This window comes from Bacillus sp. TH30 (assembly GCF_016650875.1).
Lineage (GTDB): Bacteria > Bacillota > Bacilli > Bacillales > Bacillaceae_G > Bacillus_A > Bacillus_A mycoides.
The window spans coordinates 2,585,716-2,608,667 of sequence record NZ_JAEKEY010000002.1 but is presented as its reverse complement, the minus strand read 5'-3'; the positions used below and the strand labels follow the sequence as shown (position 1 = coordinate 2,608,667).

19 protein-coding genes and 1 pseudogene are annotated in these 22,952 nt (G+C 32.7%); 11 read left to right on the top strand and 9 right to left on the bottom strand.

All coding sequences use genetic code 11. The features are described from left to right. Window positions 1–86: 86 nt before the first annotated feature. The 5 genes from JFU20_RS15545 to JFU20_RS15525 all read right to left on the bottom strand — a co-directional run bounded on the left by JFU20_RS15545 (window position 87) and on the right by JFU20_RS15525 (window position 5,783). Complete coding sequence (locus JFU20_RS15545; RefSeq protein ID WP_033716024.1) at window positions 87–803, bottom strand: LytR/AlgR family response regulator transcription factor; 717 nt, start codon at window positions 801–803, stop codon at window positions 87–89. A 208-nt stretch (window positions 804–1,011) separates the two neighbouring features. Further along, entirely contained in the window at window positions 1,012–2,211 is a 1,200-nt protein-coding gene (locus JFU20_RS15540; RefSeq protein WP_002016404.1) for an MFS transporter, read from the bottom strand. Between the two features lie 153 nt (window positions 2,212–2,364). Then, on the bottom strand, window positions 2,365–3,105 hold the full coding sequence (locus tag JFU20_RS15535) for a WecB/TagA/CpsF family glycosyltransferase (RefSeq protein ID WP_002016406.1): 741 nt from the start codon (window positions 3,103–3,105) through the stop codon (window positions 2,365–2,367). Between the two features lie 21 nt (window positions 3,106–3,126). After that, window positions 3,127–4,236, bottom strand: a complete 1,110-nt coding sequence (locus JFU20_RS15530) for a glycosyltransferase family 4 protein (RefSeq protein ID WP_002166385.1) — start codon at window positions 4,234–4,236, stop codon at window positions 3,127–3,129. Between the two features lie 95 nt (window positions 4,237–4,331). Further along, entirely contained in the window at window positions 4,332–5,783 is a 1,452-nt protein-coding gene (locus JFU20_RS15525) for an O-antigen ligase family protein (RefSeq protein WP_002166384.1), read from the bottom strand. A 495-nt stretch (window positions 5,784–6,278) separates the two neighbouring features. Here JFU20_RS15525 and JFU20_RS15520 point away from each other — a divergent pair, with 495 nt between their 5' ends. The 3 genes and pseudogenes from JFU20_RS15520 (at window position 6,279) to JFU20_RS30735 (ending at window position 8,334) form a co-directional block, all read left to right on the top strand. After that, the gene (locus tag JFU20_RS15520) at window positions 6,279–6,911 is read left to right on the top strand and encodes a trimeric intracellular cation channel family protein (RefSeq protein WP_002016412.1); all 633 of its coding nucleotides are present in this window, start codon (window positions 6,279–6,281) and stop codon (window positions 6,909–6,911) included. A 124-nt stretch (window positions 6,912–7,035) separates the two neighbouring features. Beyond that, window positions 7,036–7,533: pseudogene (locus tag JFU20_RS30740) on the top strand (protoglobin family protein); the annotation flags it as partial. 99 nt (window positions 7,534–7,632) lie between these two features. After that, a complete protein-coding gene (locus tag JFU20_RS30735) occupies window positions 7,633–8,334 on the top strand; it encodes a methyl-accepting chemotaxis protein (RefSeq protein WP_002184479.1) in 702 nt (233 codons plus the stop codon). A 91-nt stretch (window positions 8,335–8,425) separates the two neighbouring features. Here JFU20_RS30735 and JFU20_RS15510 read toward each other — a convergent pair whose 3' ends face one another. Further along, a complete protein-coding gene (locus JFU20_RS15510; RefSeq protein WP_201038716.1) occupies window positions 8,426–9,739 on the bottom strand; it encodes an ArnT family glycosyltransferase in 1,314 nt (437 codons plus the stop codon). 366 nt (window positions 9,740–10,105) lie between these two features. On the opposite strand from JFU20_RS15510, the gene JFU20_RS15505 reads away from it, so the two are divergent. The 7 genes from JFU20_RS15505 to JFU20_RS15475 all read left to right on the top strand — a co-directional run bounded on the left by JFU20_RS15505 (window position 10,106) and on the right by JFU20_RS15475 (window position 18,669). Beyond that, a complete protein-coding gene (locus JFU20_RS15505) occupies window positions 10,106–10,618 on the top strand; it encodes an acyl-CoA thioesterase (protein ID WP_000412118.1) in 513 nt (170 codons plus the stop codon). Between the two features lie 218 nt (window positions 10,619–10,836). Continuing rightward, a complete protein-coding gene (locus JFU20_RS15500) occupies window positions 10,837–11,565 on the top strand; it encodes a glycosyltransferase family 2 protein (protein ID WP_000021472.1) in 729 nt (242 codons plus the stop codon). 6 nt (window positions 11,566–11,571) lie between these two features. Next, the gene (locus JFU20_RS15495) at window positions 11,572–11,916 is read left to right on the top strand and encodes a DUF2304 domain-containing protein (RefSeq protein WP_002016417.1); all 345 of its coding nucleotides are present in this window, start codon (window positions 11,572–11,574) and stop codon (window positions 11,914–11,916) included. A gap of 231 nt (window positions 11,917–12,147) precedes the next feature. Further along, complete coding sequence (locus JFU20_RS15490; RefSeq protein WP_002016419.1) at window positions 12,148–13,128, top strand: glycosyltransferase family 2 protein; 981 nt, start codon at window positions 12,148–12,150, stop codon at window positions 13,126–13,128. Between the two features lie 93 nt (window positions 13,129–13,221). Then, window positions 13,222–14,643: a flippase gene (locus JFU20_RS15485; protein ID WP_002016420.1), complete on the top strand. Its 1,422-nt coding sequence runs from the start codon at window positions 13,222–13,224 to the stop codon at window positions 14,641–14,643. A gap of 322 nt (window positions 14,644–14,965) precedes the next feature. Then, entirely contained in the window at window positions 14,966–17,638 is a 2,673-nt protein-coding gene (locus JFU20_RS15480; protein ID WP_002166382.1) for a YfhO family protein, read from the top strand. A gap of 92 nt (window positions 17,639–17,730) precedes the next feature. After that, the gene (locus JFU20_RS15475) at window positions 17,731–18,669 is read left to right on the top strand and encodes a glycosyltransferase family 2 protein (RefSeq protein ID WP_002130144.1); all 939 of its coding nucleotides are present in this window, start codon (window positions 17,731–17,733) and stop codon (window positions 18,667–18,669) included. A gap of 41 nt (window positions 18,670–18,710) precedes the next feature. On the opposite strand, the gene JFU20_RS15470 is transcribed toward JFU20_RS15475, so the two are convergent. Beyond that, a complete protein-coding gene (locus JFU20_RS15470; protein ID WP_002166381.1) occupies window positions 18,711–19,655 on the bottom strand; it encodes an SDR family NAD(P)-dependent oxidoreductase in 945 nt (314 codons plus the stop codon). A gap of 58 nt (window positions 19,656–19,713) precedes the next feature. Further along, window positions 19,714–20,286, bottom strand: coding sequence for a TetR/AcrR family transcriptional regulator (locus JFU20_RS15465; protein ID WP_002016715.1), 573 nt, complete (start codon window positions 20,284–20,286; stop codon window positions 19,714–19,716). Between the two features lie 169 nt (window positions 20,287–20,455). Between JFU20_RS15465 and JFU20_RS15460 the strand changes: the two genes are divergently transcribed. Beyond that, window positions 20,456–22,009: an ABC-F family ATP-binding cassette domain-containing protein gene (locus JFU20_RS15460; RefSeq protein ID WP_002130147.1), complete on the top strand. Its 1,554-nt coding sequence runs from the start codon at window positions 20,456–20,458 to the stop codon at window positions 22,007–22,009. A gap of 23 nt (window positions 22,010–22,032) precedes the next feature. Here JFU20_RS15460 and JFU20_RS15455 read toward each other — a convergent pair whose 3' ends face one another. Further along, a complete protein-coding gene (locus tag JFU20_RS15455; protein ID WP_002166380.1) occupies window positions 22,033–22,914 on the bottom strand; it encodes a TetR/AcrR family transcriptional regulator in 882 nt (293 codons plus the stop codon). Window positions 22,915–22,952 lie beyond the last annotated feature (38 nt).

The window sequence follows — 22,952 nt, the reverse complement described above, 5'->3', positions numbered from 1 at the left end:
GTACTAAATTTTCTGAATATTTAATTTGAATCCTCCTTATCATGAAGGATTTCTAGGCTATTATGTTAAAATTCTCTCATTACTTGTCATAGCTCAATTTTATTTCGAAGCCGTTTTACATAATTACGGCTTACTGGAATCGGTTGCTCATCGTACCTGTCTAAATGCAAATTATACGTGCCATTATAATAAGGTTTAAGTTCTTGTACATATGACATATTAATTAAATAGCTTTTATGTACACGTAAAAAATCATATGCATTTAGTTTATTTTCTAATTCCTGGAGTGTGTATGTTGAAATATACTGATTATTCGTTGTATAAATTGAAACGGTTTTATTTTCCTTATTTTTACTAATATATACAATATCCTCCGGAAGAATATATCTAATCCCCTCATGGCCTTCTATCGGCAGTTTACGCAGATGACTCTTTGCTTTCTCACCTTGTTCTTTTCCCATTTTATATAAAATGAATTGTAAATCTTCTTCACGAAATGGTCGTAATAAATAATAAAACGCTTGGAAACGAAAAGCTGTAATTGCCTCTTCTATATCCTCACCAATAAAAATAAATTTCGTGTAACAATTCACTTCTCGTAACAAACTCGAACATTCAAAACCAGTACCATCCATTAATTGCGAATTTAAAAAAACAAAATCAGGTGTATGTTTTTTCATTATTAGCAAAGATTCTGTTCCAGTTTTCGCTTCAAAACATTCTACATTTCGAATGTTTTCAGTAAAGTTCTCAACTAATTTTCTTCGCTCTTCTGTTTCTTCCATGATAAGTAAGATTTTCATTTATCCAGCCACCTAATTCCTTTGTCCATATGTCTTGTTGTATACATTCGCTTTAGTAAGAAACATTCCCTTTTTCTTACTATACCATTATTTATCTAAAAAAACAGAAAAAAGGAAACCACTTTGGTTCCCCTTTTCTTTTATCCCGATTGGTGCGGGCTAATAATCAGTGGTTGATGGACAAAACACCACTGATTAAGGTTTCTCTTTATACTAATTCCCTCTGTTTCGTTTCTTGACCAAGTATAACTACAGCAAGTGCCCCAATTAAAATTGATCCACAGAAAATTGTAAATATTAGCGATAGTGAAGCTTGTGAAGCAACTAAATACCCTACTAATAGTGGTCCAAGAATACCACCAATACGCCCAAATGCAGCTGCCATTCCTGCACCTGTACCGCGAATAGTTGTTGGATACTGTTCCGGTGTATAAGCGTATAATGCACCCCAAGCACCTAAATTAAAGAAGGATAGTAACATACCCGCCACTATTAATGCTGTTAATGAATCCGCAATTCCGAACACATAAGCACTACATGCTGTACCAATTAAATACGTAACCAATACAAATTTACGACCAAGACGTTCAATAAACCATGCAGCTGTGAAATATCCTGGAAGTTGAGCTAAAGTCATAATGAGTACGTACTGAAAACTTTTTATTAAACTAAAGCCTTTCAGTACCATTACACTAGGTAACCAAAGGAACATTCCATAATAGGAAAAGACCACACAAAACCATAGAATCCATAACATAATTGTTGCTTTACGATATTCTCCAGACCAAACCGATTTTATATTTTCAATAACAGATGGCCTTTTTGCAACCTTTTGGAACCTTGGAGAATCGGGTAAATTCCATCTTAAATATAAAGCATATAACGCTGGAACTGCACTTAATACCATAGCAACTTCCCAACCGTATTTAGGAATAACAAAATATGAGATAAGAGCTGCGATTAACCAACCACCAGCCCAAAAGCTTTCTAATAGTACAACTATTTTTCCACGTTCGTGCGCTTCAACACTTTCTGATACAAGAGTAGATGCAACTGGAAGTTCCCCGCCAAGTCCCATACCAATTAAAAAGCGTAAAACGAGGAACATCGCGAATGTCGTCGTTAAAGCAGTTAAACCACTACCGATAGAAAATAGTAATAATGTAATAATAAAGACTGATTTCCGTCCTATTTTATCTGATAGTATCCCAAAAAGGAGCGCTCCTACTGCCATACCAATTGAATTAACGCTACCTATCCAACCCATTTCTTGAGTACTTAATCCCCAATCTTTTTGGAGTGCTACGATTACAAATGAAAGCATTCCAACATCCATTGCATCAAATAGCCAGCCAAGCCCTGCTATACCAAGTAGCTTTCGCTTCGAAATTTCTTTTACCTTGCTCACAAGAAGTCCTCCTTACACAGGTGTCTTTACACATCATTTTACATGTGTGTATTGCATAAGTAAAATACTTTCTTATAAAAATTCTCCTTCATCATTCCCAAAAAGTAAAATGTTTATCAAAAATAAACAAATAAAAAAAGTAGCGATGTTCCGCTACTTTTTTGAACGCATTACTTCTTTTAAAAATTCAGCTAATACTAACTGACGACGCCAACGTGTTGGATTACTACATAATCTGTAAAACCACTCTAAATGAATAGATTGAATCCATTTTGGCGCACGTTTTACCTCTCCAGCCCACACATCTAAACTACCGCCTACTCCAACAGCCATTTTCGTTTCTAAACGATGCTTATTGTTTTGGATAAAGTTTTCTTGTCTTGGAAAGCCAAGTGCAACAAGTAATAGATCTGGTTTTGCCTCTTGAATACGTGAAACAATATTCTCTTCTTCTTCTTGTTTAAAATATCCATCTTGTATCCCCACGATAGATGCAGCCGAATATGTCTTCGTTAAATGATCAGCCGCGGCTTGTACAACATGTGGTTTTGCACCTAATAAGAAAACAGATACTGGTTTATTCTCTTCTGATAACTTCGCAAATAAATTACACATTAAATCAAAACCTGCTACACGTTCTTTTACAGGTGTACCAAGCATACCACTTGCTTTTACAACCCCAATACCATCAGGTGTAATTAAATCGGTATTTAGTAATGTTTTATGGAACTCTTCATCCTTTTTTGCACACATAACAATTTCAGGATTTGCTGTTACTACCTGAAAAGTATGAGTTTGCTCCAATTCTAGTTGTTCCTTTAAATATTGGACCGTTTCATCCATTGTCATTGTAGAGAAAGGAACACCTAGAATATCAACCGTTTGTACTGCCATATTTAACTATCCTCTCTATCATTAAAGGTTTTTCGCTATTAATTGCTTATATGTTTCTTTCGTATCTTCATATAATTTTTGAAGTGAGAAGTTCATAGTAGCATGCTCATAAATATGCTTGCCCATTACTGATAACTCTCCAGTTTTCCACTTATCATACGCCTCTTCTAATGCCGATGCCAATGCTTTTCCATCACCAGTTGGTACAATCCACCCATAAGTTTCATCTGCAATTAACGGTTCGATTTCTCCAGCTCTAGTCACAATTGATGGTACACGTTGATTTGCCGCTTCTAATAAAACTAATGGAAATCCTTCGCTATGGGAAGTTAACAAATTGACATGTGATGAAGCAAATAATTGTTTCACATCTTGACGATGCCCTAAAAATTCAACTTTATCATTAATCCCTTTTTCAGTAGCTAACGCCTTTAGTTCTCTTTCTAACGGCCCGTCACCAACTAATAACACTTTAATTTTCTCCAATTTTGTTTGTTGTAACGCATCGAATAAAACTTCATGTCCTTTAACTGGATGCAAACGCGCTACTTGGATTGCCGTAAACACATCTTCATCAATATTAAACATTTCCTTTTTATTATATCCATCTGCTTTTTCCTGATCATATTCAATCCCGTTATAGATAACATGCATCTTTTCATTTGAAATACCTAGTGCGGCTAAGCTTTTTTTCAACCTATTCGTTACAACAAAAAATAAATCTATATTTTTTAAAGCTTTCAAATTTAATTTAGTAAAAATCCAGCCTTTTAAGCCTTGTTTAGTAAAGTCTTGAAATGGATCACTATGAATTGTCGTAACCCATTTTGCCGCGAATTTCTTCTTCATTAGAGAAACAAAGAAATTCGCCCTAGGACCGTGTGTATGAACTACATCAAATTTTTCTTTATTAATGAATTCACTTATGTTCTTTAAAATGGATAAATCATAGCGAGATTTTTGTGAAAACACATGAACTTTTATTCCTAGCTCTCTTGCTTCTTTCGCAACAATTCCATCCTCAAATACTGCTAATTCTACTTCACCAGTTGGGAACTGATCGAGAAGTGAAATAATATGTGTTTTTCCTCCACCATCTTCTGCTCCTGCATTCATATGCAATATCCTCATATTTTTTCCTCCTTTAAATCCTCGCTACATTTCCATCTATCTTTATTTTACTGTACTAAAAAATAAAAGCTAACAAAAGTTAGCTTTTATTTTTATCATTCAATTTCTAAGTCTACAATTAGATAAGCTAACAACACTACAAAGTAAATCCCAACTCCTGGTGCCGTCAAAATATGTCCTGCAATATATGCAATACCTAGTGCTAATACTAAGCTTGCTGTAATCATTCCATATTTTATATTAAATATCTCTTTAAATCTTGTAATAAATGCTAGCAGAATTCTTAAGCCATAATAAATAAATGGAATCATTAGTAATGCAAAGCCAATAATTCCGAAATCATAAAACCAATCATGGAAGTCCATTTCAATTAGCTTCGGATCTGGCTGCTTTTGTTCATTATATTTATAGTTACCTGCGTAACCCATTCCTAACAGTTTCTGTGACATCGGCGCTTCTTTAAAGAACTGCTTATGTCTCTCTTCATATACTTGACGTCCACTGAAAATAAGATTTTCTTGATTTTCTTTCTTTTGCTCTTTTTCAAGCTCTTTCTTAACTTCAGCTTCTACCTTCGCCTTTTCTTCTGGTTTCTCAACTTTATGTTGTTTTTCTTCTTTTTTAATTTTCTCTTTAATTTCTTTTTCTTTTTGACTTTGCTGCGCTACATTTTGTTCTGATAAATAGTTGTTATGAATACCCATATTTTGTGCTAATGGCGTCATTTTAAACGTTCCGACAACACCAGCTAATAGGACAATGGCAATTAATCCATTAAGTACAAGAGACCTTTTGTTTGGATTTTTTCTATCAAATAATAATTGTAGTACGATAATCCCGATTGCTGCTGCTAACGTAGCACCAATTGAGCCCATCCCTACTTTCGTACCAACTTGAATTAACGAGTAAATCATTAACAGCGATGGAATCCAATATAAAACGTGTTTCACGCTCTTTGTTTTTTGAATAGAATATAGTACCACAATAGGGAAAATAATAGCTAAGATTGACCCTAGTTCATTACCTGCATAGAACCACCCTCGGGAACCAACTTTCATCCATTGATAACTACCAAAGTCTGTAGATGTCGAAATAGAAATAACCATAATAGCGTTAATGATTAATGTTGAATACACAATACTATTTCTGACTTTGTCACTAATATTTACTTTCTTTTTCAATGATTTTAAAGCTAAAATGTATGATCCTAGCATGATATATATATATAATGCCTTCGCAACAAACTTAACTTCTTCACCAAGTACAATAGGATTCTTAACTAGTTTATTATTAATAAACCCTATCCCTAAAACTACTGCTAATAGTATTAAGTAAATTAAAAACTTCCTATTTTCCTTCTCTTTTGCCTGAATTAAAATGTAAATACCACCAACAGCCATAATAAGAAATCTTACCAAAATTCCAACAGTGGCATTTGACTTTAATAAAACGATGCTAAGAGACGTTAATAAATCTAAAACAGGCTGTAAAATAATAAAAAAGAGCAAAAAATGCTCAAATCTAACCCTAGCTTGATTTGCTAACATTCCAAGACCTCCATACAAAATCTTCACATTATCTTTTAATCATAGTTTTCTACTGTTTAAACACACCTAGCAATTATAACATAACTCATATTTAAATTGAGAACTATTTTTCATGCCGAAACCAGTCAAGTCCAGCATTATTAGTAACCGAAAACATTGTCCTTTAGCTATCCTTCCCTATCCCTATAAAAACTATCTAACACATATTCACTTATTTTCGACCGTACAGAAATATTTTTTTATCATTTTATACAAATGTACAAAACGGACTTATCTTATTGTACCATCCCTCCAACTAAGCTACATCAAAAAACTATACTATTAATCTTTCCACACTTTTTCGCTTTACTTTATTGCTACTTATCAAGCATTTTCAAACGCTTTCTTTAGCTATTTCATCCATTTTTCTACATGTAGCGAAAAGTAATTGTTATTTCCAAAACTTTAGTGTATATTTTTTCTCTGGAACATCTTTAAGAGGAAGGAATTAAAGCCATGTTATTAATCGATATATTTACGTTTCTTGGCATTATCGCCGCTGCCATTTCTGGTACATTAGTTGGTTTAAAAAAAGATCTAGATTTATTTGGTGTCCTTTGTTTAGCTGTAGCTACTGCGCTCGGCGGCGGTATTATTCGTGATATTATGATTGGTAACCTGCCTCCTGTCGCATTTGTAAAACCCATTTACTTTTTCGTAAGTGTACTATCAGCATTATTCACATGTATGTTTTTTGAGCGCATTAATAAACTTCAAGTTGTTATTATGCTTTCTGATGCTGTTGGTTTAGGTGTATTTACAGCTATTGGTGCAAATGCAGCAATGTCACATCACGTTGACGCCTCGTTTTTAGTCGTTTCAATGGGAGTTATTACAGGTATTGGGGGCGGTATTTTACGCGACATTTGCGCTCAAGATATCCCGTATGTATTCCGAAAAGAGATATATGCAATTGCTTCTATTCTAGGAGCAGTTAGTTTCTTAATTACACATGCAATGGGGGCACACATATTAGCTTTCTATGTCTGTTTATTAATAACATTCGTTATTCGTGTAGTCACCGTAATATATAATGTACATTTCCCAGTTTTCTTTAAAACACATGCAAAAATTAATAAAGGCCATTAAGAGAATTCTACATAGAATTCTCTTAATTTATATACAATTCCATATACTATAGAGTAATTGCATATAAGAATATATAATTACATTAGAACAAAAAAATGAAAACGTTTTATAAACAGGGGGAAGAATGATGCTTGGGGTTTTTAAAAAAAATAAAACAAACACCAGTATAATTGAATTAAGCAAAGGCCAACAAATCATATTTAACGTGCCTGCTAATTCTGAACTAAAAACTCAAATGGATATGCTACATATTTCAAAGGAAGATTTACAAATTGTTAAAGTATTACAGCCATTTATTTATGAGGAAATAGATTGGATAACAGAAAAATTCTACACCAACATCACAAAACAACCTAATTTAATTGCTGTTATTGAACGCTACAGCTCTATTCCCAAATTAAAACAAACTTTAAAGACACATATTAAAGAATTGTTCAGCGGGAATATGAATGAAGATTTTATTGAACAACGTGTTAGAATTGCAAAAAGGCACGTACAAATTGGTTTACATAGAAAATGGTATACCGCTGCTTATCAAGAATTATTCCGCTCCGTCATAAAGATTTTGCAAACGAAAATTTCAACGATAGACGATTTTTCTTATTCTATAAACGTAATAAATAAATTATTCACATTAGAGCAAGAACTTGTTATTGCAGCTTATGAATCCGAATATGAAAGAATCCAAAAAGAACATGAAAAAGAAAAAGAACTGACAACTATGACGATTACACATATTGCAACAGAACTAGCGGCAGTATCTGAAAAAACAAGCTCTTCTATTCAACAGTTAACATCTAAATCAGAAAGTATCGTAGGAATTGCAAAAACAGGTACATCATTAGCTACGACATCAGAAGAAAAGGCCAATAAAGGAAAAGAACAATTAAATCTGCAAAACAAACGAATGGAAAGCATCCAAACGAATATGGAAACTATCATTACTGATACTCATGAACTTCTTGATATTTCTAACAAAATTAACGAAATCATTGATATTGTAAAATCAATCGCCGAGCAAACAAATTTACTAGCATTAAATGCTGCTATTGAATCTGCACGTGCTGGCGAATTTGGTAAAGGTTTTTCAGTCGTAGCGGGAGAAATCCGAAAGTTATCAGAGCAAACGAAAGAATCAATTTCCAACGTTACAAAACTCGTTGAAAAAACTAATGAACAAATTATACACGTCTCTTCTTCCGTGGAACAAATAAGCTCTCTCGTATCTGAAGGGACAGATAGTATGCATGCGACAGATCAATATTTCCAAGAAATCGTAAAAGATATGTCTAACTCTAAAGAACAAAATAAAAAAATTGAAAATGAATTAGAGACTATCTCACAAGTAATGAAGAGTATTCAAGACGATTCCTCAACAATGGCCTTAACAGCGGATAATTTACAACTAGAACTAAACCGATAAGACGAATCGATACAAAGTGGAGATTCTTCATCTCCGCTTTGCATTCATCCTTATCATCCATCTACAAAAAAAGAACCCAAAATGGATTCTTTTATTTTCTGAAAAATATTTTTTGGCAATAAAAATAACTCATATAAACACCAAAGCTTTGTAAAATAAACAAAGCTGGCATAATAATATTATAATATGCCATATCTACTCGGAAGAGCCTTAACGACACGTATCCGGTAATTAATAATACAAACAACATATATCCTTCATTTTGCTGTTTCTTAATTAGAAAATGTAATAAAGCTATGGCCATAAATAATGTCACCACTATATATATAAACTTTTCACATTTAAAAATAATAGAATTTATTCCCTCGTCTGAAAGCTGGTTAATAACTGGTTTTAACAGTTTAAATCTTTCTACTTCCATTTCTTTTAACTCTTGATCAATGTGCTCTTTTACACTTTTATTTTTGGATGTTTTTTCTTCATTTTGACTTTTTCCAATTAAAACAGATTGAACATAAGTCTGATTAGAAATCGTATACTGTGACATTCCCATCATCTTGATACCATAGCTCACACCAAAATGAGTACTATAAAACAGAATAAGTATTCCCATCATTTTTAATAGTAATTTTTGTTTCGCCCCTGATTGAAATAATTCAATTAACAGCACATATACAACTATAAAAATAGGTAAAAATAACCCCATTGGGAAAATCATATTGCTAAGCGCAAATAAAATGGCTGAAATTACCCACATATAAGGATGGTCTAATCCCTTATATAAAAATATGTAACAAGCACAATAAAATAAAAATATTGCGAGTGATTCCGCCGTTAATACAGAACTCATAAATATATTTGGAATATATAAAGCGTAAAACATTGATGCAATACGACCACACTCTTCTCCAAAGACCATTGATGCAATGCGATAAATGAAAAATGCAGTTCCTGTACAAAATAAAATATTAAATAATTGTAAAGCGAATACCGTATCACCAAATATACGAATGATGATTGATTCATAAATAATAAAAGGTAACTGTGCTATATTTTCTATATTATTGCCAATTGCAATCTGCTTTGCAGACTCATACATAGCTTTCATATCACCTATCATTGGAACATCTACAAATAGAACTGTGATAAGTCTTACAACTGTAGATATGCTCATAAGAAAAACAAGAAATTGTTTATCTGTAAAACGATATTGCAAAATTGATGCTACTAACAAAATAAGAATAACAAAAATCACTAATACAATTGTTATACTTGTTGTACTTCCTCCAAAAAATTGCTTACTTGTTTCAAAAGCCGACCAACAACTATAGACAAAAAATGCGAGCATCGCACCAATCATTATTTTACTGAAGAAAGACGAAAAATTTGTTCTTATATGATTCATATGTCCATTGCACCTCTACTTCCATTCATAACAAAACGATTCTATCATGAATAAGCACAAGGTTAATAGGGAATTTCTATGACAAATACATAGTCATTACTTTTTCACTTGCAATGTAAGCGAATCCTCTTTTACACTACATTTTATATATGATAAATTTTCTTTCAGTTACATGAATACAAATACAGAAATTTCAATAAAGTGAAACTTTAATCCACGGGGGTTTTGTTCATCCCCCACTGACTATTAGCCCGCAAATAGTGGGATAATCCTCTTTTGGAACACTTTACTTCATTAAATATCTAATATGGGTACTCCACTTACACATGTCACTCTGATTGAAAACAGAAAATAGGGGATGAATATATGGAAAAGAAATTCATGCGAGAATCAAAAGCAATTAAAACAACACGTGTTTTTCCTAACGATTTAAATAATCACCAAACACTTTTCGGGGGGAAATTATTAGCAGAAATTGATAGTATAGCTTCAATTGCAGCTGCGAGACACAGCCGCAAACATTGCGTAACAGCATCTATCGACTCCGTTGATTTTTTAACTCCAATTCACCAAGCAGATTCTGTTTGTTATGAAGCATTCGTATGTTATACAGGAAAATCTTCAATGGAAGTTTTCGTAAAAGTCATTGCAGAGGATCTACTAGCTGGCGAGCGTAGAATGGCCGCAACGTGTTTCATTACATTTGTCGCATTAAAAGACGGAAAACCTTCATCTGTACCACAAGTAATTCCTGAAACAGAGGAAGAACATTGGCTACATACAACTGGTTCAGAGCGTGCCGAAAATAGAAAAAAAGGACGTTTAAAAAGTAAAGAAATGGCTGAAGTGTTAACTTTAAGTAAGCCTTGGAATATGTAACATTAGGATTTTATCTTATACATGCACAGGTTTTTTCTTCCTTGCATGTATTTTTTATTATAATAAAGTGTTACGCCTTAGCATTTTTATTCTATGCCTGTTCCCTAAAATCACCCATCAGCTTTTCCTTTATTTTGTTATACTATTAATGGTATATTAAATAATGTTCGTTTAAAAATAACCATAATATGATTAAGTATATAAGGGATGGTGCGGTAATGTCTATTGAGGTACCAATTTCAATACCAAAAACGTTAATTATTATTCCAGCGTATAACGAGGAAGAAGCAATTGCAGATACATTAACAAGATTATTAGAACTAAAACAGCATTTTACAGCATTAAGCATTTGCGTTATTAATGATGGATCAAAAGATAAAACAGCTCAAATCGTAAAAGATTTCCCTGTTCATCTTGTTAATTTACCATATAATCTAGGTATCGGTTCAGCTGTACAAACTGGATATAAATACGCTTATGAGAACGGATATGATATTGCGATTCAGTTCGATGCTGATGGACAACATAATCCTGATGATTTATACAAAATCATACAGCCTATTGCCGAGGATCAATGCGATATGGTGCTTGGTTCACGTTTTACAGAAAAAACAGCATATAAAGGTAGTATTTCCCGAAGAATCGGTATTTTTTATTTTACCGCTCTATTGAAAGTACTAACAAAACAAACATTTATGGATCCAACTTCTGGGTATCGTGCTATCAATCGAGAAGTAATTAAGATTTTTGCACACAATTATCCAAAAGATTATCCGGAGCCAGAAGTCCTTATTCATTTAAAAAAGAAAAAACTCCGCATTAATGAAATATCTGTAAATATGCAAGAGCGACAAGGTGGACAATCTTCCATCACTCCCCTTAAATCTGCATATTACATGGTGAAGGTAAGTCTTGCTATATTGATGCAAAAAATCGTGAAAGGTTGATAATAAATGCATATAATTACCTTTTCATTTATCTTTATTTTATTACTATTCTTCTTAATTATTAATTCCATTCGTCGTGGGACTTTAGAAACAAAATATGCTATTTTATGGATTTTCGTTTGTGTTGCAATGGCTATTTTAAGTTCTACGGATAAAATTATAAATTGGATTGGAAAACTATTAAAAGTAGAATATCCTCCGTCCATTTTATTCTTATTCGGACTATTATTCTGTTTTATCTTAATTTTTGACCTGACGAGAAAAATCTCCAAATTACATCATCAACTTGTAACATTAACGCAAGATTATGCATTATTAAAACAAAAGTTAAAGATAACAGATAAAGAATAACTTCCTAACTAAATACTAATATATAAAAGCTCCTGAATTTTGCTTGAAAAATTCAGGAGCTTTTATCATTTCAAATTATTTCTTTCTAATTATACGAGATACCACAATAGAAAGTTGATTTACAAAGTTTATATGCGTTAAACTTATACAGATGTTCTTGTAGTCTTCTTCCTTTCAAAAGGCTTGTATATATGGTACAAAACATAAAAAATTTGAGGAGATAAAAACTCTATGATAGAACAAAAACAACTCGTTTCCGTTGTCATACCTCTGTATAATACGGAAAAATATATTGAAGAAACGATGCAATCAATACTAAATCAAACATATAAAAACATTGAAATTGTAATTGTAGATGATGGAAGCAAAGATCAATCACCTTCCATCGTAAAAAATCTTGTACAAAAGTACCCAGGACAAATAAAATACGTCCCCCAAGAAAATCAAGGTGTCTCTGTTGCTCGTAATACAGGAATTGAAAATGCTAGCGGAGAATATGTTGCTTTTCTTGATAGTGATGATTTATGGAATCCAACAAAAATCGAAAAACAAGTTGAAAGCATGCATAAAAACAACATGAACGCTTGTTATTGTGGCTATATGAACTTTTACGAAGAGACTGGTGAAAAAGTTGAGCACACGACAAACTTTATTAAAGGTGATATGACAAAAGCTTTCTTAACGCATCAAGTTGTTGCTCAGACGAGCACTTGGATTTTCAAAAGATCTATCGTGATGGATCATAATATTCGTTTCACACCAGGATGTAGCTGGGGAGAAGACTTAGAATTTCTATTTAAATTAATGAGCGTTACAAATGTATGCTATGTAGATGAATATTTAACATATTATCGAATCTTATCAGAAGGAAATCTTTCTTCAAAGTATAAAGATTATGAATTAAAAACAGCAAAAGAATTAGAAGTGTTTACTCGAATGAAAGATTGGGTTCATAATAAATCAAAAGACTTAATCGTGAATGATTCTACAGAACTTATTGAAATCCTTGAAACTTATCTATTCCCATATACAGTCATTAACAATGCTTGTATATACATTAAAGGAAGCTCTAAGTTAGATAAATCACAAGTTCAATTAATCAAGGGCGATATAAATAAATATTGTCGCAAAATTTATTCAAAAAATGGAAAACGAAGCAAAAAGCTATACGCGATGCTTTGGTTTGTACGAATAAAGTTTATATTTTCTTAAATAAAGAATACGCTTTTAAACATACTTTCCATAAACAAATCAAATTTACAAATAGGACGAAGTGCGTCCTGAAAAATAGAAAGGTCTTGTTCCATGAAAACAAATAAAATCCTTAAAAACGCCTCCTACCTATTTGTAGGAAATATTACTGTTCGATTTGTACTTGCTATTGCGACGATTTTCTTTGCAAGATATGTTTCACCAAAGGATTATGGGATGTTTACAACTGCATTAGCAGTTTCCGCTGTCATTTGTTATTTTACAGATGCAGGTTTGACACATACGTTTATGCGTGAAGGAACGAGAAGCAACGCTAACATTAGCGTACTAATTAGTAGTTATTTACGTATTCGTTTAGTGTTAGCTATCGTAATTTCTGTGCTCTTCGCTATTTTCGCTCAGTTCTTCTATCCCGATGCTTACTTACGTGCGATGGTATATTGGGTTGTACTGCCGACAATGTTTGGAGCCACTTTACAAGGTGTTGGGATGGCTTACTTCCAAGTAACAGAACGCATGCAATTTACAGCGATTATTTCTGTAATACAAGGTGTAACAGCCGCAGCTGCTCTTCTACTAGGAATGTCCTTTAAATGGTCACTTATGATGGTTGCTGCCATGTACGGGATATCTAGTCTTGTAACAGGACTTATCGCCTTTATAATGGTAATTCGCCATACAACAGTTCATAAGGGCTGGGATAAAGGCATTTTAGATCAATTGCTCATTTTCACAATCAATGGCATTATCATTATGCTCTTACCACAGTTAGGGCCTATTATATTAGAAAAAGTCTCAACATATGAGCAAGTTGGATTCTTTGGCGCTGCATCGAAAATACCTGCTGTACTTTATCAAATACCGGGCGTAATTGCAGCAGCCTTTTATCCAAAGTTATTTGCTTTTGGAAATGAAAAGAATATTGATGAACATAGAAAACTATCTCAGTTCGAATTAAAACTTATGTCTTTCTTAGGAATGGGAATTTCCATCCCATTTATCGCCGATCCAAGTTTTTGGATTGTTACTTTATTAGGTGAACAATATGCACCAGCCGGTGATGCTCTTGCAATTTTAGCCTTTATGGTTATTTTACAATCTATCAACTATCCACTTGCTGATAATTTAACAACTATTGGTCAACAGTGGAAGCGTGCGACAACGATGGGAATTGGATTAGCTGTCGCTATCGTAAGTTACATCGCATTAGGCAGCCAATTTGGAATGATGGGAGCTGCGGTAGCCGCTATCATTACTGAGGTTACTTTATTAATCGGATTTACTTTATTCGTTCGTAAAGGATTTACATTACTATTCAAAGGGATTGTATTTAATACACTAGCATTTATAATCAGTTACGCCCTATACCGCACAGTATTAATTAACTTACCACCACTGGTAGCTCTAACACTTACTGGTATATTGTACGGTATTATTGGCCTTGCAATTGATCCACAAATACGCGGGTTGATTTTAGGATTTGTAAATAAAAAATTAGTTCGTAAAAACGCTTAAAAGCCAAAAGCTTTTCCTATTAAAAATGGAAAAGCTTTTGGCTTTTTATATACTATCATTTACAGAACATAAATTCTGAAGACTGCACTTCATTATTCTCGAATTTTCAGTGGTTAAAAATGCTATATATTCCATGTCAAATTGACTTACTTTCTGAGAATGCTTTATACTAAATTACAAGTAAACTATGAAACTCAATGCTTGTAAAATATATATGATACAACAAAAATATATATTTTTTTATGCTAAAACTAAAAAACACACCTTCATAATTGGTGTGTTTTTATATGTAACAACTTTCGAAGGAGGATTATAAATTTTTATGAGCATTAAGCCGAACAATAAGATTTTCTCAAAGAAAACTATAATGATTATTCCGATATTATTATTGTGTGCTTTTGCTTTTCATTATTTCTTTTTAACATCTAATCAAGTCTTTTCTGGTACAGGTGATGCATTAAGCCAATTTGGTTTCTTTACATTTCTCCTGCAACATGCCTTTAAAGATGGTAATCTTTTTTGGTCTTTTGATTATGGATTAGGTGGAGATTTATTTGGAGAGTTTAGTTATTATTACAGTACAGCGCCGTTCTTCTGGATTACGCTGTTACTTCCTAAATTAAATATTGAACAAATCTATGATATGAAATTATACATGAGTATTTTAAAAAACTTTTTAGCTATGTTATTCATGTATGGTTCTTTACGTTATCATAATAAAACAGTCTTCTCATCTTTTATTGCTGCTATTATGTATGGTGGATGTATTACTTTTATGCGCCATTCATTACTTTGGGATTTCATGGCTGATGCCATCGTATTTTTACCATTAGTAATATGGGGACTTGATAAATATATTATAGAAAAGAAACGTGGACTTTTCTTAGTAGCTGCTACTTTAATGTTAGCATCGAACTTTTATTTTGCTTTTATTACAAGTATTTTCATTTTCATTTACGCATTTTTCCAATACTTTGCCACACAGCAAAATAAAACAATCGTCTCTTTTCTAGCCTATTATATTAAAATTGGATTATTATACGGTCTATCACTTGGCTTGGCTGCAGTTTGCTTTATTCCATCAGTCAATGCGGTATTTAGTGCGGATCGGTTAACGAAGAAATTTGATATACCTTTATTCTTTGAAGATACATTTTATAAAGATCTAATGGGAACTATCTTCTTCGTATATGATGCTGAAAATCATCAATTAGCTTTACCAGCTTTAATTTTATTCCTAATCATATTTGGAATGTTTATACGTGATAAACTTGTTAAAAATAAAGTATTCTTTACATTTTTCATGTTCATTCTGTTTATGCTTCCGTATACATACTCTGTATTTAATGGTTTCTCAGCAATGCAATATAGATGGCTTTATTTATTTGTATTTGTAATTGCTCAAACTATAGCATACATCTTAGATTGGATGATTGTTCATAAGAAAGAACATAAATTACCTTATATAATGAGTTCATTAGTATCAATAGGATTATTCATTTATGCATTTTATAGAAAAGTAAATATAAATGTAAGTGATAAACCTTTACAGGTAGTTGACAATATTTTAATCGGAACTATCGTTCTTTCTCTCATTACAGTATGTTTATGGCGTTATCTTTCTAAACCTTTCATACAATTTTTAGTTGTAGTGAACGTACTCGTTAGTACAATTTCCATGAATTACATGTATGCTAATAATATACTTAGTACCGTTTTCGGACAAAGCAATGCTACAAAAGAAGCTTTACATGTATCTGGCTATGATAACAAAGATGAGATTGCTGCCATTCGTTATATACAAGAATATGATAAGGACTTTTATCGTATTCTTAACCCAGGTAGCGCCCATAACACACCAATGTTACAAGGTTATCATGGTACAAGTACGTACCAAAGCTTGATTAATTATTATGTTCATGACTTTATGAAAAATAAATACAACGTATTCCAAGGGTTCGACACTCCTTCGATGTTCTTCCAAGTTGATAGTCGACTACTACTTGAAAATATGTTAGGTGTAAAATATCGCGTACTAAGCGCTGATACAGATCAAAAAAATATCCCATATGGATATAAACTATTAAAACAAGTAGGACCATATAATATTTACAAAAATGACTATGCTTTACCGTTAGGGTATGTATATGATTCTGGTATAAGTGAAGAAGAATTTTCTAAATTAAACTTCGCTCAGCGTGACCAATTATTATTACATGCTGTAGTCGTTAATAATGGAAAAGACTTTTCATTAACTCATTTTGATAAAAAGAACCTTAATTCAAAAGCGGTATCTATCAATATGGAAAAAGTACAACTAGAAAATATGGAAAAAGAGAATAATAAACTCATTGTCCACGGCAATGGAAATATGATTGTACCTATAAATTATCCTAATACTCCTGGAGATTTAATTGTAGAATTAAAGATAAAAAATAAAGGTTCATTCCATGCAGTAGTTAACGGGAAAGATATGGGGAAAGGTGAAGACACTGGTGCATACTCATATCCTTTAGAAAGATTTGTTTATAATTTAGGTAAAGACGATCGCCCAGACCAACTAACTATTTCTATTGATGCGCCAGGTGAATACGAACTTGAAGACTTACAAGCAAATATCGTAAATTACGAAGGTGTACAAAAAGAAACAAAAAAACTAACTGAAAATAGACTTCAAAATATTTATTATAAAAACAACTATTTAAAAGGTGAAATCAACTCAAAAAAAGATGGATTACTATATTTATCTGTTCCATATAGTAAAGGTTGGACTATAAAAGTTGATGGAAAAGAAACAGAATTCACGAAAGCAAATTCTGCCTTTATTGGCGTACCAATTACAAAAGGAGCACATGTAATCGAAATGACTTATGTTACACCTTACTTTAAATTAGGTATGATTATATCAATTATTTCACTAATTATTTGTGTAGCCTTACTAGTTTTTACAAATCAAAAAGGACGCCGAAAATTGCCTTTTAAAAAGCAGCAATGAGCACTCAATAAATCATGAAGCTATCCAAAGCGGATAGCTTCATAAAAAATATTAAATAACGTTTTAACCATTATAAACAAGGAGGGTCAAAAATGACTCTTTCAATAGTCGTACCATGCTACAATGAAGAAAAGATGCTTCGAGCCTTTTATTCAGAGACTTCTCTAGAAATTCATAAATTAACTACCGATTATGAATTTGTTTTTGTAAATGATGGTAGTAAAGATGATACATTAAATATTCTACGTGATTTGGCAAATTCAGATGCAGCTGTTCATTATATATCATTTAGTCGGAATTTCGGCAAAGAAGCCGCTATGTTAGCTGGTTTAAAATACGCTACAGGTGATGCAGTTGTTATTATGGACGCCGATTTGCAACATCCTCCTACACTAATAAAAGAAATGTTAGAAGGATATAACGAAGGTTACGACCAAGTTATTGCAAAAAGAACAAGAACAGGTGATTCACCCGTTCGCTCTTTCGTTTCTCGTCTATACTATAAAGTGATGAATAAGTTTGTAGATATTGAACTAGTAGACGGCATTGGAGATTTTAGACTTTTAAGTAGAAGAGCTGTTGATTCTCTATTATCTTTAAGCGAATACAATCGCTTCTCAAAAGGTTTATTCTCCTGGATTGGATTTAATGAACTAATTATTGGATATGAAAATGTATTACGTTCTGATGGAGAAAGTAAGTGGACTTTTTCTAAATTGTTAAATTACGGAATAGATGGTGTTATCTCATTCAATAATAAACCATTAAGACTATCTATATATCTTGGATTATTAACAACTATTTTAGGGATTTTATACGTAATTACTACATTTATTCAAATTATTGTTGGTGGTGTTGAAGTCCCAGGATACTTCACTTTAATTTCCGCTATATTATTTATTGGTGGTATTCAACTCATTTTCCTAGGTGTTATGGGTGAATACATCGGTCGCATTTATTATGAAACAAAACGTAGACCACATTTTATTGTAGCTGAAAAGAAAGTTAGTGAAGTCAAACAAAAAGCATAATAAAAAAGTTACTTCTACCTACAGAAGTAACTTTTTTTATACTAATATTTACATACCTTTTTTTGCATAGATATAATCGTTTCTTTTAGCCCGCTATAATAAGAAGTTTTAGGTATCTCACCAATATACCTCTCATATTTCTCTCCGCTTAATACAACAGGATTTTCTGTCAAATATAGCATTTCCACAAATTCTTTCATCTGCTTATCAAATAGTCCGATTAAATTTATCATACCTTTTTTTACTGTCATTACTGGTTTTGTATATCCCGTTAATTCTTGTATATGTTGAATCATCTCTTCACCTGTAATGACACCACAACCCGGTATGTTCCAATTTTGTCCATAGGCCTCATCACGTAAAGCTAATTCAACCATTGCTTTTGCACCGTCTGGTGTGAAAATATATTCACGAGCAATCTTTTTATCTCCAACAAAGCTTGATAACTTATTTGCAAGTACCCCATTTAAAGTATGATGAACAAGTGTACTTTCTGCATTTGGACCATAAAAATCAGGGAAATGTGCAATAAACATTTGTACACGAGCCTGTTTTGCCATCATTTCTAGCTGTAACCGAATTTTCCCTTTCTTCGTATGTGGTGCCTTTTTAACTTCTTCCACTACAGGTTCTTCCCCTTGCCTCCCATACGCATAAATATTATCAACTATCCCTAACTTACTGTCGTAATACATTGCTACTTCTAATATATTTTTTAATAATTTTGGTTGCTTCTTCTCCCAATCTGAATATGGAATGTTTACAGCATGAAATATAATATCAACGCCTTTCGCAGCTTCCATTATATCCTCCTGTATAAATACATCTCCCGCTACAACTTTCACATTTTCTTCTCCAGAAAATAATATCTCTAATTTCTCTTTATTCCTCGCAAAGGCCACTACATGAATTCCTCTGCTACATAATTCTTTTACAATTGCATACCCCATTGATCCAGATGCTCCTAGCACTAAAGCTTTTTTCATTATATATCCCCCCTAAATTAATTAACCGCTGTTCAATTAATATTAAAAAGAAAATCACTTACATAAGAAGTGATTTTGAAATAAACTCCACGTGTACTTTAGCTAATCCTTTTACTTCTTCAAATATTTGACCATTCCCACAATAGTGTGCCACAAACCCATGTAATGATAGAAAAACAGACCATATTGTCATTACATTTACCTTCTCATTACACAAAGAAGATACAACAGTAGCAAATTTTTCGTAACTAACATTTGGGCCATCTGCTAAACATTCTTTTAACTCATCATCTCTAATTAAAAACATGATTTCATAATGACTTTGATTTTGCAAACCAAATTCAATAAAACCAAATAAAACAGCTTTCAATTGTTCCTCTTGTGGTAAATTTTGATCATTAATCTCATCTAATTTTTGATTCAGCAATTGAAAATCTTGCTCTACCATCGCATAGAAAAGCTCTGCTTTATTTTTAAAATGATAATAGATGGCACCATGGCTATATCCTAGTTCTGTTGCAATTTTACGCATTGAAGTATGCTGATAACCTAATTTTATAAATAAGTCTCTTGCTACATTCATAATCATTTCTCTCGTTAATTCTTGTTTAACTGCCCTTCTTGGCGACATTTTTCATACCTCACAATTTAATTAACCACTGTTCAATTAATATTATAACCTTTTCCCAAAAAAATACAATGAGTTTCTTACAAAAAGATACATTTTGAAAGGATAGCATTATACTCAATAATTTAGTATCATGATTCAAGGTACTATTTCAAGTTGGACGGAGGATACTATGAGCTTATTAACAGTAGAAAAACTAGGCCATACATTTGGCGATCGTACATTATTTAAAGATGTATCCATGCGTTTACTAGCAGGAGAACATGTCGGATTAGTCGGTGCAAACGGTGTTGGTAAATCAACATTTATGAATATTATTACTGGTCAACTTATCCATGATGAAGGCCGTGTAGAATGGACACCTGGTACAAATTACAGTTACTTAGACCAACATACAATTTTAACACCTGGTCGCACAATTCGTGATGTATTAGCTGACGCGTTTTTACCTTTATTTGAAAAAGAAAAAGCTTTAAATGAAGTTGCAGAAAAAATGGGAACGGCAACACCGGAAGAATTAGAGGACCTTCTTGAGCAGATGGCAGAAATCCAAGATGCTCTCGAAGCAGGTGGTTTCTATTTACTAGATATGAAAATCGAAGAGGCAGCAAGAGGTCTTGGAATTGATGCAATCGGTTTAGATCGTGATGTTTCAGCACTAAGTGGTGGACAACGTACAAAAGTATTACTTGCAAAGCTATTACTTGAGCAACCAGAAGTGTTATTACTCGATGAGCCTACTAACTATTTAGACGTTGAACATATTCATTGGTTAACTAATTATTTAAAAGAATATCCACATGCATTCTTATTAATTTCTCATGATACGGAATTTATGAACAAATGCGTTGATGTTATTTTCCATCTAGAATTTACAAAAATGACGCGCTATACAGCGACATACGAAAAATTCCTAGAGTTAGCCGAAATTAATAAAAATCAACATATAAATGCTTATGAAAAACAGAAAGAGTTTATTAAAAAGCAAGAAGACTTTATTGCAAAGAACAAAGCTCGTTATTCAACGACAGGTCGTGCAAAAAGTCGTCAAAAACAACTTGATCGCATGGAGCGTATTGATCGTCCTGAAACAGCAATTAAGCCAGAGTTCTCATTTAAAGAGTGTCGTGCAAGTAGCCGTTTCGTCTTTGAAGGTGAAGATGTAGAAATCGGATATACACATCCGTTATTACCAAAACTAACAATGACAATTGAACGCGGTGAAAAAATTGCCATCGTTGGTTGTAATGGTGTTGGTAAATCAACATTACTAAAAACGATTTTAGGAAAAATTAAACCTTTAAGCGGTAAAACAAGTCTTGGTGACTTCTTAGAGCCTGCATACTTCGAGCAAGAAGTAAAAGCTGATAATATAACACCAATTGATGACGTTTGGAACACATTCCCTAGCATGGACCAACATCAAGTTCGTGCAATGTTAGCGAAATGCGGATTAAAAAATGAGCATATCTCTCGCCCGCTAAATCAATTAAGTGGTGGCGAACAAGCAAAAGTTCGTTTATGTAAGTTAATGGGTGAAGAAAGTAACTGGATCCTATTTGATGAGCCAACAAACCATCTTGATGTTACAGCAAAGGAAGAACTTCAAAAAGCTCTGAAGGCATATAAAGGGACAATCCTTCTTGTATGTCACGAACCAGAATTTTATGAAGGCTGGATTACAAAAACTTGGAATGTTGAAGAATGGTCACAAAATAATTCTTAATTATAATAAAAAATCCTTGCGTTCTATATGCAAGGATTTTTTATATTATAGTATGCCGTAAGCCTCAATCGAAACTCATTTAAACTAGGATATACCGCTAAATTAGCAAGCATACCTCTAATGACTGGAATTCTTGGATTTTGCAATCTCATTTCTGCTTCTAAAACATCTAAAGTTACAAGTAACTCATCATTTTCTAATTGATCAGCTAATGTTCGTTTAAATACAATAATTTCACTTAGAAAATGTTCCTTCACCTGTTCCTTAATAAGCTCGGAACTACAAAGAAATTCTCCTAGTCTCTCTTCATGTAGGACAGGTTCCTCCGAAGATTCTAGAAGCCCCTCTACTAAATTGTCTATCCTTTTTAAAATAAAAGCTGAGACATAGGACAAATCAATTTCTGGTGCATTTAAAATAATTAATTCTAAATACCCACGGCATATCCCTTCCACCATAATTACTAGATCTAACAAGTATGGAATAACCTTTTCACCATAAATGGACAGTAAGCTATTCCGATAAAATGCATGAGACTCTAATTTCATCCTCATCATAAACTCTTCTACTTCTTTATTAAACGGAATTGCATTTTCTCTTGCATGCATAATAATAAATTCTTTATGTTTTTGCACATCAGTAAACTGACAATATAATTGTTTTTCAAATTTTTCACGTGGTAATAAAGATTCTTTTTCAATATCCAGCATTTTCGTCTGAATCTTGTCATAATAATATCGAAGTGTGGCCAATAATAACTCATCTTTTGATTTGAAATATAAATAAAAAGCTCCTTTTGATATACCACATGCGGTTACGATTTCTTGTACTGACGTTGCATTTACACCCTTAGTTGCAAATAACCTCATAGCCATCTCTATAATTAAGCGCTCTTTTTCTTTCATATTCTCTCTCCTAAATTTAATCTCGCATCTTATGTAAA